The organism is Kingella potus (assembly GCF_900451175.1).
In the GTDB taxonomy this organism is placed as follows: Bacteria; Pseudomonadota; Gammaproteobacteria; order Burkholderiales; family Neisseriaceae; genus Neisseria; species Neisseria potus.
The window spans coordinates 455110-470215 of record NZ_UGJJ01000002.1 but is presented as its reverse complement, the minus strand read 5'-3'; the positions used below and the strand labels follow the sequence as shown (position 1 = coordinate 470215).

General features: G+C 55.4%; 12 protein-coding genes, 3 tRNA genes and 3 rRNA genes. 6 read left to right on the top strand and 12 right to left on the bottom strand.

Features of this window, described 5'->3' with window-relative positions; genetic code table 11:
- Positions 1 to 39: 39 nt before the first annotated feature.
- Complete coding sequence (fabI, locus tag DYE40_RS08795; RefSeq protein WP_115308724.1) at positions 40 to 822, bottom strand: enoyl-ACP reductase FabI; 783 nt, start codon at positions 820 to 822, stop codon at positions 40 to 42.
- A gap of 171 nt (positions 823 to 993) precedes the next feature.
- On the opposite strand from fabI, the gene DYE40_RS08790 reads away from it, so the two are divergent.
- Both DYE40_RS08790 and DYE40_RS08785 read left to right on the top strand, forming a co-directional pair.
- A complete protein-coding gene (locus DYE40_RS08790; protein WP_115308960.1) occupies positions 994 to 2784 on the top strand; it encodes an extracellular solute-binding protein in 1791 nt (596 codons plus the stop codon).
- A 145-nt stretch (positions 2785 to 2929) separates the two neighbouring features.
- Complete coding sequence (locus DYE40_RS08785; protein WP_115308723.1) at positions 2930 to 3229, top strand: DUF2818 family protein; 300 nt, start codon at positions 2930 to 2932, stop codon at positions 3227 to 3229.
- Between the two features lie 826 nt (positions 3230 to 4055).
- Here the strand turns inward: DYE40_RS08785 and lptA are convergent.
- From lptA to DYE40_RS08760, 3 genes are read right to left on the bottom strand one after another with little or no spacing between them, the layout of a single operon-like run.
- The gene (gene lptA, locus DYE40_RS08770) at positions 4056 to 4580 is read right to left on the bottom strand and encodes a lipopolysaccharide transport periplasmic protein LptA (protein WP_115308720.1); all 525 of its coding nucleotides are present in this window, start codon (positions 4578 to 4580) and stop codon (positions 4056 to 4058) included.
- On the bottom strand, positions 4561 to 5142 hold the full coding sequence (lptC, locus tag DYE40_RS08765; protein ID WP_115308719.1) for an LPS export ABC transporter periplasmic protein LptC: 582 nt from the start codon (positions 5140 to 5142) through the stop codon (positions 4561 to 4563). Before lptC ends, lptA begins: the two co-directional genes overlap by 20 nt.
- Complete coding sequence (locus DYE40_RS08760) at positions 5139 to 5684, bottom strand: KdsC family phosphatase (RefSeq protein ID WP_115308718.1); 546 nt, start codon at positions 5682 to 5684, stop codon at positions 5139 to 5141. Before DYE40_RS08760 ends, lptC begins: the two co-directional genes overlap by 4 nt.
- Before the next feature lie 211 nt (positions 5685 to 5895).
- On the opposite strand from DYE40_RS08760, the gene DYE40_RS08755 reads away from it, so the two are divergent.
- The 3 genes from DYE40_RS08755 to DYE40_RS13220 all read left to right on the top strand — a co-directional run bounded on the left by DYE40_RS08755 (position 5896) and on the right by DYE40_RS13220 (position 6989).
- Positions 5896 to 6462 (top strand): NADPH-dependent FMN reductase, encoded by a 567-nt coding sequence (locus DYE40_RS08755; RefSeq protein WP_115308959.1) that lies wholly within the window; start codon positions 5896 to 5898, stop codon positions 6460 to 6462.
- A gap of 186 nt (positions 6463 to 6648) precedes the next feature.
- A tRNA-Phe gene (locus DYE40_RS08750) sits at positions 6649 to 6724 on the top strand.
- Between the two features lie 103 nt (positions 6725 to 6827).
- Positions 6828 to 6989 carry an Arm DNA-binding domain-containing protein gene (locus DYE40_RS13220; protein WP_342345901.1) on the top strand — a complete coding sequence of 54 codons (162 nt, stop codon included), beginning with the start codon at positions 6828 to 6830 and terminating at the stop codon, positions 6987 to 6989.
- A 157-nt stretch (positions 6990 to 7146) separates the two neighbouring features.
- Here DYE40_RS13220 and DYE40_RS12950 read toward each other — a convergent pair whose 3' ends face one another.
- From DYE40_RS12950 to DYE40_RS08710, 8 genes are all read right to left on the bottom strand, one after another.
- Positions 7147 to 7293 (bottom strand): hypothetical protein, encoded by a 147-nt coding sequence (locus tag DYE40_RS12950; RefSeq protein WP_244731769.1) that lies wholly within the window; start codon positions 7291 to 7293, stop codon positions 7147 to 7149.
- A 78-nt stretch (positions 7294 to 7371) separates the two neighbouring features.
- Positions 7372 to 7620, bottom strand: a complete 249-nt coding sequence (locus tag DYE40_RS12340) for a hypothetical protein (RefSeq protein ID WP_147286621.1) — start codon at positions 7618 to 7620, stop codon at positions 7372 to 7374.
- A gap of 285 nt (positions 7621 to 7905) precedes the next feature.
- Positions 7906 to 8223 (bottom strand): ComEA family DNA-binding protein, encoded by a 318-nt coding sequence (locus DYE40_RS08735; protein WP_115307676.1) that lies wholly within the window; start codon positions 8221 to 8223, stop codon positions 7906 to 7908.
- 148 nt (positions 8224 to 8371) lie between these two features.
- A 5S ribosomal RNA gene (gene rrf / locus DYE40_RS08730) occupies positions 8372 to 8484 on the bottom strand.
- Between the two features lie 134 nt (positions 8485 to 8618).
- Positions 8619 to 11505: ribosomal RNA gene (locus DYE40_RS08725) — 23S ribosomal RNA — on the bottom strand.
- Between the two features lie 328 nt (positions 11506 to 11833).
- Positions 11834 to 11909: transfer RNA gene (locus DYE40_RS08720), tRNA-Ala, on the bottom strand.
- A 9-nt stretch (positions 11910 to 11918) separates the two neighbouring features.
- Positions 11919 to 11995, bottom strand: a tRNA-Ile gene (locus DYE40_RS08715).
- Between the two features lie 57 nt (positions 11996 to 12052).
- Positions 12053 to 13593 (bottom strand): 16S ribosomal RNA (locus DYE40_RS08710).
- The 16S, 23S and 5S rRNA genes sit together here with 2 tRNA genes alongside, the layout of an rRNA operon.
- Before the next feature lie 447 nt (positions 13594 to 14040).
- Between DYE40_RS08710 and thrB the strand changes: the two genes are divergently transcribed.
- A complete protein-coding gene (thrB, locus tag DYE40_RS08700; protein WP_115308715.1) occupies positions 14041 to 14970 on the top strand; it encodes a homoserine kinase in 930 nt (309 codons plus the stop codon).
- The last annotated feature ends 136 nt before the right edge of the window (positions 14971 to 15106 follow it).

Here is a 15106-nt window from a genome sequence, read left to right as displayed (position 1 = left end):
CGGTGCGGGACGGAGCCTGCGCCGTTGCTTCGGGCGGGTTTACACCACGCTCAGGGCGTTGATGCTGTATCCGCCGTCGACATAGGTAATCTCGCCGGTGATGCCCGAAGACAGGTCGGAAAGCAGGAAGGCGGCGGCGTTGCCCACTTCTTCGATGGTTACGTTGCGGCCGAGCGGGTTTTGGTCGGCAACGTGTTTGAGGAGCTTGCCGAAATCGGCGATGCCGGAGGCGGCCAGGGTTTTGATGGGGCCGGCGGAGATGCCGTTGCAGCGGATGCCGTCGCGGCCGGCGGAGGAGGCGGTGAAACGCACGGCGGCTTCGAGGCTGGCTTTGGCCAAACCCATGACGTTGTAGTTGGGGATGGCACGCACCGCGCCCAGATAGGTCAGGGCGACTACGGCGGCGTTGCGGCCTTTCATCATCGGACGGGCGGCTTTCACCAGCGCGGGCAGGCTGTATGCCGACACGTCGTGCGCGGTTTGGAAGGCTTCGCGGCTGATGCTGTCGAGAAAATCGCCGGACAGGGCTTCTTTCGGGGCGAAGGCGATGGCGTGTACGAGGCCGTCGAGGCCGTCCCACGATTTGCCCAAATCGGCAAACAGCGCGTCAATCTCGCCATCGTTCTGCACGTCGCAGCGGAACACCAGCTCCGAGCCGAATTCGGCGGCCATTTTGCGTACGCGCTCTTCGAGTTTGTCCACCACATAGGTAAACGCCAGTTCCGCGCCCTGGCTGCGGCAGGCTTTGGCGATGCCGTAGGCGATGGAACGCTCGGAAATCATGCCGGTAATCAGGATTTTTTTGCCTTGGAGAAAGCCCATTTTGCTTGTCCTTTTGGGTAAATAATGCGTTGAAAAAACGGGCGCGATTATAGCCGAGTTTGCCCGCAGGCGGGTAAGGCGCGGCGGCGTTTTCAGACGGCCTCCGGAATGTCCGCGCGCAAAAGCGGTTACAATGCCGCTCCCGCCGCAGGCCGTCTGAAACCGTATGCCATGAACACCTCGCTTTTCCTTGCCTCTGCCCTCTTTCTTGCCGCCGCTGCGCAGGCCGCCGCCGACTATGCGCTGGGTTTGGGACAAAAGCCGCTGTATCCGGCCGGTTTTTCCCATTTCGCCTACGCTGACCCCGCCGCACCCAAAGGCGGCACGTTCTCCATGCCGCTGCCCGGCAGCTTCGACACCCTCAACCCGTTCACGCTCAAAGGCACGCCCGAATCCGGCATTTCCCTGCTCACCCTCGACACGCTGATGACCGAAGGCGGCGACGACCCCTTCGCCATGTACGGCCTGCTCGCGCAGGATGCGGCCGTGGCCGCCGACGGCCTTTCGGTAACGTTCGCCCTCAATCCCGCCGCCCGTTTCCACAACGGCGACCCCGTGCTGGCCAAAGACGTGGCCGCATCCTTCCGCCTGCTCACGGGCGATTCCGCCGCCCAGCCGATGTGGAAGCTCTACTGGGCGGACGTGGCCGCCGTCGACACCCCCGCTCCCCGCACCGTCCGCTTCCGTTTCAAGCGGCAAAACGCCGAACTCCCCCTCATCCTCGGCCAGCTTCCCGTTTTCTCCCACAAAAGCTACCCGCAGGGTTTGGAAAAAAACGGCGGCGCGCCCATAGGGTCCGGCCCCTACCGCCTCGTCAAAACCGAATCCGGCCGCCTTGCCGTGTTTGCCCGCGACCCGGCCTACTGGGCGGCCAAGCTCCCCTCACGGCGCGGCATGTACAATTTCGACACCGTCCGCCTGCACTATGTGCGCGATCCCGCCGTACTCGCCGAAGGCGTAAAGGCCGGACGCTACGACTTCTCGCAGGAAACCTCCGCCCGCGCCTGGGCGCGCTCCTACCCCGAAACCATACTGCGCAAACGCGGCCTGGCCAAAACGGAGCTGGCCCACGGCAACACCGCCGGAATGCAGGGTTTCGTCATGAACCAACGCCGCCCCGCCCTCAAAGACATCCGCGTGCGCCGCGCCCTCATCCTCAGCTTCGACTTTGAAAACATCAACAGCCGCATGATGTACAACGCCTACCGCCGCAGCCCCAGCTTCTTTACCAACAGCCCGATGGCCGCCGCCGGCCTGCCCGGCGCGGACGAAGCCGCCCTGCTCGCCCCCCTGAAACAACACCTGCCCCAAGCCGTCTTTACCCAAGCCGCCCCCCTGCCGCCGCAAAGCGATCCCGTCCTCGGCATCCGCCCCAACCTTCTGAAAGCCCGGCAGCTGCTGCTCGAAGCCGGCTACCGCTACCAAAACGGCACACTGACCGACCAAAAAGGCGAACCCCTCGTCCTCGAATTTCTCATCGGCAACAAACTCTTCGAACGCATCATCGCCAAATGGCAGCGCGACCTGGCCAAAATCGGCATCACCCTCAACGCCCGCACCGCCGATCCCTCCGTTTACCAAAAACGCATGGACAACTTCGATTTCGACCTCACCACCGCCGTATACGCCCAAAGCCAGAGCCCCGGCAACGAACAGGCCGGCTACTTCTCCTGCGCCGCCGCGCACACCAAAGGCAGCCGCAACCTGGCCGGCCTCTGCCACCCCGCCGTCGAAGCCCTCCTCCCCCGCTTCGGCCGCACCGGCAGCCGTGCCGAACTCACCGCCGCCGCCCGCGCCCTCGACCGCGTCCTGCGCCACCAATACATCATCGTCCCCAACTGGTATGCCGACCGCCACCGCGTCATCCGCCGCACCGCCCTCGGCACGCCCGCCCGCCCGCCGAAATACTACAGCCCCGCCGTTTGGGCCTTGCAGACATGGTGGGTCAAACCGCCCGCCTGAACGCCCGCTCGGACAACAGGCAGCGTAATACCGCCCGAAACCGCGCACGCGCCCCCATCCTCCGACGGCAGCAGGCCGTCTGAAAACCCCGCTTCCGCAACCAAGCCAAACACCATCCCGAAAACACTTGAAACACGGACACGCCATGACCGCCCCCATGTACACCCTCGTCATCCTCGCCCTCATCCTCGCCAACCTCCCCTTTGCCACCCACCGCCTGTTCGGCATCAAAACCCTGCCGCGCAAACACGCCGGCCACCATCTGCTCGAACTGGCCGCCGCCTACGCCCTCACCGCCGCCCTCGCCCGCCTGCTCGAAAGCCGCGCCGGCCCCGTCCACCCGCAGGGCTGGGAGTTTTACGCCGTAACCGTCTGCCTCTTCCTCACCGCCGCCTTCCCCGGCTTCGTCTGGCGTTACTTCTGGCAAGACCGCGACAAACAATAAAGCCCGCCCCGCCGCGTACAGGCCGTCTGAAAAAACATTTGCATTTTTCAGACGGCCTTTTTGCATTGCGGCGGGTAACGCCTGCGCCGCTCGCTGTGCGGCACACCCTGCACGGATTTTGTAAGACAAACGGAAAGAGGCCGTCTGAAAATTCAAAGTTTCAAATTTTCAGACGGCCTCTGCCGTTGAAGCAGGGTGTACCGCCCAAGCGGCGCACGCGGTTGCGGAATTGTGCTGTGGTTTGCAAAACAAAAAACAAAGCCATCCGAAGCATGATTCCATGCGTCCGAAATGCCGTTGGCCGTTTTCAGACGGCCTCTGCCGTTAAAGTAGGGTGTGTGGCGCAAGCCACGCACGCGGGGTTTTGCGTTTTCAGACGGCCTGTTGCGCCACGACAGGGAGCGCGTGCGCCGCTGCACACCCTACCCGTTATGCAGACAACGGTACGGATGTTTTTTATTTCCCGACAAACACACAAAGGCCGTCTGAAAACGCGGAATTTCGTTTTTTCAGACGGCCTCTGCCGCAAAGGCAGGGTATGCCGCCCCAAAGCGGCGCACGCGTTCTTGGTTTTGCAGGCTGCTTCTCCAAACAAGCCGTGTAACTGCAAAACCGCGTGCACCGTTGCGCGACACCCTTTATACGACGGAACGGATTTTTTATTTGTTCCGCAATAAATACAAAGGCCGTCTGAAAAACATTGGCGGTTTTCAGACGGCCTCTGCCGTTAGATAGAGCGTGCGGCTCTGCCATGCACGCGCCTGCGGATATTGCACGGCGGTTTGCAAGACGGATTAAAGAGGCCGTCTGAAAACCGTGCGGACGTTTATTTGCTGCGGCTGCCCATGCTGTCGGGCTGGATAACGACGCTGACGCGCTTGCCGCCTTTTCCGCCCGCCGCCTTGCTGCCGCTGACGGTATAGACTTCGGTGCGCGTATTGTAGGTAATCACCGCACCTTCGGCCTTGTCGCCGCCGCGCGTTACTTTGGCGTTGCCGCTGAGGCGGACGACATTGGTGGCGGAGGAATAATCCACCTGCGCGGCCTCCCCGCTGACCGTACCCTTGCCGCCGTCGAGTGTTTGGCCGAAGCGCACGGGGCTGCCGGTGGCTTTCATGGTCTGCTGGCCGTCGTCGCTGCGCACGACATGCACGCTGGCGGCGCGGATGTTGAGCGTGCCCTGTTTGATGGAAACATTGCCGCTGAATGTGGTGGAACGGTTTTTCTGGTCGAGTTCGCCCTGGTCGGCTTCGATTTCGATGGGCTGTTTGCGGTCGCTTTCCAAGGCGTACACCTGGCCGGCGGCCAGCAGCAGGACGAGGGCGGGGATATTAAGGATTTTGCGGATCATAAAGGGTGGCTTTCACTCGTGAGGGCAGGCGCAGCAGCCCCCGATTGTAATCGTAAGTCATGCCGTCTGCCGTACCCTGCGATGCGCCGTAATCGAAGCGCACCGGACCGGCGGCGGCAGCGGTTTTGGAAACGGTATCGACCGTGAGATTGTCGGCCGCCATCCGGCCGGCTGGTTTGCCGTCGGCGGCTTCTTTGTTTAAGACAACCTGTTTTTCAAACAATATCTGCCGGCTGCCCGTGTCGTAGCGGGCTTCTTCGCTGCCCACTTGGTAAGCTTTTTTCCCTTCCGCATACACCTGCAAAAGAGGCCGTCTGAAAACCACTTCCTTGCTGTCGGGAAACTGCCGCGCCGACTGCGCATCCAGCCTGTCCTGCAACGCGCCCTGTTTGTCGAAACGGCTGCCCGAAATGCCTTCCATCGCATACTGCGGCTCGTTCGGATTGAGCGCGGTTTCTTCCACGGTAACGGTGCTGATGCGGTCGAGCCAGGCGGAAAGGCCGCCCAGCCCGAGTGCCAGCACCAGCGGAAACAGCCAGCCCGCATAGCGTTTGCCGGTCATTTCACATAGCTTTCCAGCGTGGCGGCCAGCGTGCCGTGCGCCTGCATAATGAGTTCGCACAATTCGCGCACCGCGCCGCAGCCCGCACCGCTCTGGGTAATATAGCCCGCATGTTTGCGCACCAGCCAGTGCGCTTCGGGCACGGCGGCCGACAGCCCGCAGCGCAGCATCACGGGCAAATCGACCACATCGTCGCCGATATAGGCGCATTCCTCCTCCGCCACGCCCGCCTGCGACAGCAGCTCGCCGTATGCCGCCAGCTTGTCGGAAATGCCTTTGAAATAATAGCTGATGCCGAGCTGCTGCACGCGCACGGCAACGGAAGGCGCATCGCGCCCGGTAATGATTGCAGTACGCACGCCGCTGGCATGCAGCATTTTCAAACCGTGTCCGTCAAGCGTATGGAAGGATTTGATTTCCTCGCCGTTGTCGCGGATAAAAATGCGCCCGTCGGTCAGCACTCCGTCCACATCCATAATCAGCAGCTTCACTTTGGCGGCCCGCGCCTGCAATTCTTCGGGAATAAGGCTTCTTTTTCGCATCGCAATCTTTCAGACGGCATAAAAACCTTATTTTAACATTAAGAGCAGCCGCTCCGAATGCCTTAGGGCAGGATTTTTGCCCGCCTTCCGCCGCAACCCTCCGCGCACGGCGTGCCGCAGCTTGCACGGCAACGGTTTTACACTTATTATCATTACCGTACTTTCCGCCGCCGACCGGCGGCTTCCCCCTACCCGTAAAAAGGAAACCATCATGGCAAAAAAAATCAGCATCCTCGTCGGCAGCCTGCGCAAAGGCTCCTTCGCACGCAAAGTAGCGCAAAACGCAATCGAAATGTTCCCCGCCGGCTATGAAGCCCGAATCGTCGAAATCGGCCACCTGCCGCTCTACAATTTCGACTACGACGATCCTAACGAGACCGACTTCCCCACACCCGAAAGCTACACACAGTTCCGCGAAACAATCAAAGCCTCCGCCGGCGTGCTGTTCGTTACCTCCGAAAACAACCGCACCGTACCCGCATGCCTGAAAAACGCGGTGGACATCGGCTCCAAACCCAATGCCGACGTTGCCTGGACAAAAACCCCCGCCGGCATCATCAGCCATTCCGTCGGCAAAATGGGCGGATACAGTTCGCAGAAAAACCTGCGCCTCGCGCTTTCCTACTTCAATATGCCGCTTACCGGCCAACCCGAAGTATTCCTCGGCAATTCACCGACCTTGTTTGACGACAACGGCAAACTCATCGAATCCGCCCGTACCTTCGTTCAGGGCTATATCGACCAACTCGTCGCCCTGATTGAAAAAAATCCGAAATAACCATCGTCCGGAAACGCAAAAGGCCGTCTGAAAACCATTTTTCAGACGGCCTCCGTCATTCCAAAAAGCATCCGAATCCCCTAGCTTGCAAAACAGATTGCCAATAAATTTAAAAACTTGTCCGAAACAATAAAACACCCCCTTGCTACAAAAAGCGGAATATGGTCTAATTGCGTCTTTCATTCAGGCCAGATAGCTCAGTCGGTAGAGCAACGGATTGAAAATCCGTGTGTCGGCAGTTCGATCCTGCCTCTGGCCACCATTAACCGCTTTTCAGCGGTTATTTTTTTGTCTTTCAAATACAAGCAGAAGCAACCACTTCTTTATGGTATTAGCAGTACAAACCGCATAAAAGTACCGTCCAAATAAGAACCGCGAAGCCCACTGACAAGCCTTATAAATCATCTGACGGTCATAGCCTTTATATACTGATTCAGCCTAACGGAAGCAAAGACTGGCGTTTTGATTATGCAATCAACGGCAAACGCAGCATGCTGGTAATCAGCATATACCCAGCTCTCGGATGAGAACATCGCCGACGAATGGAGCTGCTTCGAGCACCTGTACACCAACATACTCATTCCCAGCACGCTCAATTCGCCCCAGCACGAACAGACCCACCCGGACGAGTCTCAAAGCGAACGCTAGGAACTGGATGAATCATGTTCGACTTCGTCTACTGGCTCAGCCGCGAAAGTCGGAGGAGAGACGGATGACAAAAGGCAATACAGATTTTTTATCATCTCCATCGACGAACGCTTCTTCGATTTCGCCCACTGCAAGGTTGTAAAACTTTGCCCCAGCGTAACCCGATACGGCGCGATTTTTCACACGACTTCATGGGTGATTGGTCGGCGTTCCAACGCTACTGGTAAGGCAGCAAGACCGAAGGTGTACGGTTTTCGGTTTTCACGGTTTCAGACGGCCTCTCGGTGCCATCCCCCAAAATAAGCTCTGTTTGCAGATGGCTTCGGCAATATCATCGGAAAGGCCGCCTTTTTTGTCCGCATCAGCCAAAACCAGCCTGAGGGCTGTTTGTTTCATTCCACCATTTTGCGATCCTCCAGATAGTCGAGCTGCTGACGCAAATCCAGCTAACCGTGCCGCAGTCTGTAGGTAGATCGCGTTCATGATGTCGAACAGAAAGGTTTCCGCCATGGTGTGCAGCAACGCTTTATAGCATTTACTGGGAGCTGGATCGGATGGCAGTAGTGCTATGTTTCAAAAACAGCACGAGCTCACTTCCCCCTTTCCCTCTAATTTTCTTTTAGAGCTAACTTAACGGCAACATACTTTCCTTACTTCCGATAGAGCAACTTCTTTGACGGGGTGCCGGCAGGCCGTTGTGCCGGATTACGGGGCAGGTTGGAGGCGCAGTAAAACCGGCCGGCAGTATTTGGTCTGCCGGCCGGTTTTGTCTTTACGGTATGGTGTTATGCGCTTTTACGGTTTTTTGGCGGCCGGGACGGCGGCCTGTGCCGGTTTTGCCGGTTTGGCGGCGGGAGCCGCACCAACCGTTGCCTGATCCTTCAATTTGCCCAAAATACCGTCGCCTATTCCTTTGACCTTTTTCAAATCGTCCACCGATTTGAACGCACCGTTTTCCTTACGGTAATCCACAATCGCCTGCGCCTTCGCCTGACCGATACCCGGCAGGGCCTTCAACTCCTCCGCTGTGGCCGTATTGATGTTGACTGCAGCCGAAACCAAAGCCGCTGCGGCATACGCCAAAAGACCGAACAAAGATTTTTTCAGATTCATCACTCACCTTTCAATCAAAATAAAAAAACGAGAGCCATCATAATCAAGAAACCCGTATCAGGCAAGCCTGTCTCACCGACCCCGGTTTGCTTCCGTCCCTGCACGCAAACAAAAACCCCGCCGTTAAAGGGCGGGGTTTGCAATAAGTGCCTGGCAGTGACCTACTTTCACATGGGAATCCACACTATCATCGGCGCTGGTTCGTTTCACTGTCCTGTTCGGGATGGGAAGGAGTGGGACCAAACCGCTATGGCCGCCAGACTAAAACTGTCAAATCGGTAAAGCCGGGGTCGGAAGGCATCTGCCTGTCCAACCGCAATCAACTGTGATGAAATATATCGGAACAAGTCCTATGTAGGCTTTGTCATCAAAGGATACAAAGTCCTTCAAATGATAGAGTCAAGCCTCACGAGCAATTAGTATCGGTCAGCTTCACGCGTTACCGCGCTTCCACACCCGACCTATCAACGTCCTGGTCTCGAACGGCTCTTTAGGAGGATTAAATCCTCAGGGAAGTCTCATCTTCAGGCGAGTTTCGCGCTTAGATGCTTTCAGCGCTTATCTCTTCCGAACTTAGCTACCCGGCGATGCGACTGGCGTCACAACCGGTACACCAGAGGTTCGTCCACTCCGGTCCTCTCGTACTAGGAGCAGCCCCCGTCAAACTTCCAACGCCCACTGCAGATAGGGACCAAACTGTCTCACGACGTTTTAAACCCAGCTCACGTACCACTTTAAATGGCGAACAGCCATACCCTTGGGACCGACTACAGCCCCAGGATGTGATGAGCCGACATCGAGGTGCCAAACTCCGCCGTCGATATGGACTCTTGGGCGGAATCAGCCTGTTATCCCCGGAGTACCTTTTATCCGTTGAGCGATGGCCCTTCCATTCAGAACCACCGGATCACTATGTCCTGCTTTCGCACCTGCTCGACTTGTCGGTCTCGCAGTTAAGCTACCTTTTGCCATTGCACTATCAGTCCGATTTCCGACCGGACCTAGGTAACCTTCGAACTCCTCCGTTACTCTTTGGGAGGAGACCGCCCCAGTCAAACTGCCTACCATGCACGGTCCCCGACCCGGATTACGGGTCTGGGTTAGAACCTCAAAGTCACCAGGGTGGTATTTCAAGGACGGCTCCACAAGAACTGGCGTTCCTGCTTCTAAGCCTCCCACCTATCCTACACAAGTGACTTCAAAGTCCAATGCAAAGCTACAGTAAAGGTTCACGGGGTCTTTCCGTCTAGCAGCGGGTAGATTGCATCTTCACAACCACTTCAACTTCGCTGAGTCTCGGGAGGAGACAGTGTGGCCATCGTTACGCCATTCGTGCGGGTCGGAACTTACCCGACAAGGAATTTCGCTACCTTAGGACCGTTATAGTTACGGCCGCCGTTTACTGGGGCTTCGATCCGATGCGCTAACATCTTCAATTAACCTTCCAGCACCGGGCAGGCGTCACACCCTATACGTCCACTTTCGTGTTAGCAGAGTGCTGTGTTTTTAATAAACAGTCGCAGCCACCGATTCTCTGCGACCCTCCTATGCTTACGGAGCAAGTCCTTAACATTAGAGGGTATACCTTCTCCCGAAGTTACGGTATCAATTTGCCGAGTTCCTTCTCCCGAGTTCTCTCAAGCGCCTTAGAATTCTCATCCTGCCCACCTGTGTCGGTTTGCGGTACGGTTCTGATTCAACTGAAGCTTAGTGGCTTTTCCTGGAAGCGTGGTATCGGTTACTTCGTGTCCGTAGACACTCGTTATCACTTCTCGGTGTTAAAAAGACCCGGATTTGCCTAAGTCTTACACCTACCGGCTTGAACAAACTATTCCAACAGTTTGCTAACCTAACCTTCTCCGTCCCCACATCGCATTGAATCAAAGTACGGGAATATTAACCCGTTTCCCATCGACTACGCATTTCTGCCTCGCCTTAGGGGCCGACTCACCCTACGCCGATGAACGTTGCGTAGGAAACCTTGGGCTTTCGGCGAGCGGGCTTTTCACCCGCTTTATCGCTACTCATGTCAACATTCGCACTTCTGATACCTCCAGCATACCTTACGATACACCTTCTTCGGCCTACAGAACGCTCCCCTACCATGCCTTGCGGCATCCGCGGCTTCGGTTACAGATTTGAGCCCCGTTACATCTTCCGCGCAGGACGACTCGACCAGTGAGCTATTACGCTTTCTTTAAATGATGGCTGCTTCTAAGCCAACATCCTGGCTGTCTGGGCCTTCCCACTTCGTTTACCACTTAATCTGTCATTTGGGACCTTAGCCGGCGGTCTGGGTTGTTTCCCTCTTGACAACGGACGTTAGCACCCGCTGTCTGTCTCCCGAGGAACCACTTGATGGTATTCTTAGTTTGCCATGGGTTGGTAAGTCGCAATGACCCCCTAGCCATAACAGTGCTTTACCCCCATCAGTGTCTAGCTCGAGGCACTACCTAAATAGTTTTCGGGGAGAACCAGCTATCTCCGAGTTTGTTTAGCCTTTCACCCCTATCCACAGCTCATCCCCGCATTTTGCAACATGCGTGGGTTCGGACCTCCAGTACCTGTTACGGCACCTTCATCCTGGCCATGGATAGATCACTCGGTTTCGGGTCTACACCCAGCAACTAGTCGCCCTATTAAGACTCGGTTTCCCTACGCCTCCCCTATCCGGTTAAGCTCGCTACTGAATGTAAGTCGTTGACCCATTATACAAAAGGTACGCAGTCACCCCTTACAGGGCTCCCACTGTTTGTATGCATCAGGTTTCAGGTTCTATTTCACTCCCCTCCCGGGGTTCTTTTCGCCTTTCCCTCACGGTACTGGTTCACTATCGGTCGATGATGAGTATTTAGCCTTGGAGGATGGTCCCCCCATCTTCAGACAGGATTTCTCGTGTCCCGCCCTACTTGTCGTATACCTAGTACCACCAACGAAATTTCGAATACGGGACTATCACCCACTATGGTCAAGCTTCCCAGCTTGTTCTTCTATCTCATCGGCTATCGTATACAGGCTCCTCCGCGTTCGCTCGCCACTACTTGCGGAATCTCGGTTGATTTCTTTTCCTCCGGGTACTTAGATGGTTCAGTTCTCCGGGTTCGCTTCTCTTGTCCTATGTATTCAAACAAGGATACCGTACAGAATACGGTGGGTTTCCCCATTCGGACATCACCGGATCATAGCTTTATTGCCAGCTCCCCGATGCTTTTCGCAGGCTTACACGTCCTTCGTCGCCTATCATCGCCAAGGCATCCACCTGATGCACTTATTCACTTGACTCTATCATTTGAAGTACCTTTCTGACTTCGGTGCTTTGCCGTTGACTAACTCGGCACCTTCAGGCCTCTACTTTGATACAGCCTACTGCTTGTTGTGTCCCGATCCTGCCTTTTGTGCTTCAGAATCGGGTCGATACAATCACCACCCAAATTTTACCGTCTGATTCTTTGATGCTTAAACCATGATTGCAACAATGATTTAAACCAAATCAAACGACTTTGTCTTTGTTTGTTGATTTCGGCTTTCCAATTTGTTAAAGATCAATGCGTTGTTTTCGCAAATTAAAACAGTCTGTCTTTCTTTCAGACTGCTTTGATTTGGGAAATCCTGGTGGAGGCAAACGGGATCGAACCGATGACCCCCTGCTTGCAAAGCAGGTGCTCTACCAACTGAGCTATGCCCCCAGTCTAGCTTGGTGGGTCTGGTAGGACTTGAACCTACGACCCCACGCTTATCAAGCGTGTGCTCTAACCACCTGAGCTACAAACCCTTTGTAACGCTCTCTACGATTACCGATAAGTGTGGATGCACCCGCCCCTTTCTCTAGAAAGGAGGTGATCCAGCCGCAGGTTCCCCTACGGCTACCTTGTTACGACTTCACCCCAGTCATGAAGCATACCGTGGCAAGCGGCCTCCTTGCGGTTAGCCTACCTGCTTCTGGTATCCCCCACTCCCATGGTGTGACGGGCGGTGTGTACAAGACCCGGGAACGTATTCACCGCAGTATGCTGACCTGCGATTACTAGCGATTCCGACTTCATGCACTCGAGTTGCAGAGTGCAATCCGGACTACGATCGGTTTTGTGGGATTGGCTCCGCCTCGCGGCTTGGCTACCCTCTGTACCGACCATTGTATGACGTGTGAAGCCCTGGTCATAAGGGCCATGAGGACTTGACGTCATCCCCACCTTCCTCCGGTTTGTCACCGGCAGTCTCATTAGAGTGCCCAACTTAATGATGGCAACTAATGACAAGGGTTGCGCTCGTTGCGGGACTTAACCCAACATCTCACGACACGAGCTGACGACAGCCATGCAGCACCTGTGTTACGGCTCCCGAAGGCACCCTTCCGTCTCTGGAAGGTTCCGTACATGTCAAGACCAGGTAAGGTTCTTCGCGTTGCATCGAATTAATCCACATCATCCACCGCTTGTGCGGGTCCCCGTCAATTCCTTTGAGTTTTAATCTTGCGACCGTACTCCCCAGGCGGTCGATTTCACGCGTTAGCTACGCTACTAAGCAATCAAGTTGCCCAACAGCTAATCGACATCGTTTAGGGCGTGGACTACCAGGGTATCTAATCCTGTTTGCTACCCACGCTTTCGGGCATGAACGTCAGTGTTATCCCAGGGGGCTGCCTTCGCCATCGGTATTCCTCCACATCTCTACGCATTTCACTGCTACACGTGGAATTCTACCCCCCTCTGACACACTCTAGCCTGCCAGTTCAGAACGCAGTTCCCAGGTTGAGCCCGGGGATTTCACATCCTGCTTAACAAACCGTCTGCGCCCGCTTTACGCCCAGTAATTCCGATTAACGCTCGCACCCTACGTATTACCGCGGCTGCTGGCACGTAGTTAGCCGGTGCTTATTCTTCAGGTACCGTCATAAGTTCATGGTATTAGCACAAACCCTTTCTTCCCTAACAAAAGTCCTTTACAACCCGAAGGCCTTCTTCAGACACGCGGCATGGCTGGATCAGGCTTGCGCCCATTGTCCAAAATTCCCCACTGCTGCCTCCCGTAGGAGTCTGGGCCGTGTCTCAGTCCCAGTGTGGCGGATCGTCCTCTCAGACCCGCTACTGATCGTCGCCTTGGTAGGCCTTTACCCCACCAACTAGCTAATCAGACATCGGCCGCTCGGATAACGCGAGGCCCAAAGGTCCCCCGCTTTCCCCCTCAGGGAATATGCGGTATTAGCCTTCCTTTCGGAAAGTTATCCCCCATTATCCGGTACGTTCCGATGCATTACTCACCCGTTCGCCACTCGCCGGCAGTAGTGCAAGCACTACCCCGCTGCCGTCCGACTTGCATGTGTAAAGCATGCCGCCAGCGTTCAATCTGAGCCAGGATCAAACTCTTATGTTCAATCTCTAACTTACTTAACTTCTGGTCCGCTTCAAAGAAACCGACAGGAAATATAAAATTCCTTGTCTGTTTTTCGTCGCAGTATGGGGCCAAACGCACCCACACTTATCGGTAATCATCTTGTTAAAGAACTGCGCCGCCGAAGCAGCAAAGACGCACACTATACCCACCAGAAAAAAAACAGTCAAGCAGTAAAACCAAATGCCTCTGCCAAAATACGCCATGTACACGGAAAAAAAGAAAATTTTTTGTCAGAGGAAAATTAAAAACAGAAGCTGCAACACACAAACATCAAGACCGGAAAGTATCAGAGGCCGTCTGAAAGCACTGTCTCTGTCGTACCTTTGTGCCATACACGGCTTATTGTTATTTTGATATGATGTGCCGTTTTCCGAAAAATATTACCCGTAATTATTCCTTAAATAAATAAAACGATAGGTGCAAACCATGTCCGTCTATACCAGCATTTCCGATGAAGAAATGCGCATTTTCCTTGCCGACTATGATTTGGGTTCATTTGTTTCACTGACGGGAATTGCGCAGGGGGTTACCAACAGCAATTATTTCCTGAATACGACTTGCGGCCGTTATGTACTGACGGTTTTTGAGGTTTTGCAGCAGGAAGAGTTGCCGTTTTTCCTGTTGTTGAAACAGCATCTCAGCAGCAACGGAGTGGCTTGCCCTACACCTGTCGCACGGCGCGACGGGCAGCTTGATTCGGTATTGGCGGGGAAGCCTGCCTGCCTGGTTAGCTGCCTGAATGGTGCGGATACCGGCAGACCGACGGCGGAACAGTGTTACAACACGGGAGCCATGCTGGCAAAAATGCATATTGCCGGTCAAAGTTTCCCCATGCACATGGACAATCCGCGCCATAGCCGCTGGTGGCACGAATCGGCACAAAAGCTGTTTCCCGTATTGAACAAAGAAGATGCGGAATTACTGGCGGATGAGATTGCCTACTTGGATACCCATCCCGACAGCAGCCTGCCGCGCGGTATCATCCATGCCGACCTATTTAAAGACAACGTACTGCTCGACGGCAGCGCAGTATCCGGTTTTATTGATTTTTACTATGCTTGCGACGGCAGTTTCGTATACGACCTCGCCATTGCCGTCAATGATTGGGCGCGCACCGCCGATAATATTCTGGATACGGAACGCACGGATGCCTTTATTCACGGCTACGAAAGCGTCCGTCCGTTGTCTGCCGCCGAACGCGCCTACTTCCCCACCGCACAGCGTGCCGGCTGTATCCGTTTTTGGGTTTCCCGCCTGCTGGATTTCCATTTCCCGCAGGAAGGCGAGATGACTTTCATTAAAGACCCGAATGCTTTCCGCAATCTTCTGCTCTCTTTCAGGCGGCCTCAGCCTTAACAAGCGGTTTGCAATCTTCCTTTTTCAGACGGCCTGCCTATATCCGGTCTTATTTTGAAGAGGCCGTCTGAAAACCGCCTTAGTCCGACACCTTCCCCGCCGCTCATTCCTCCACCCGCAGTTTTCCGTTACAATT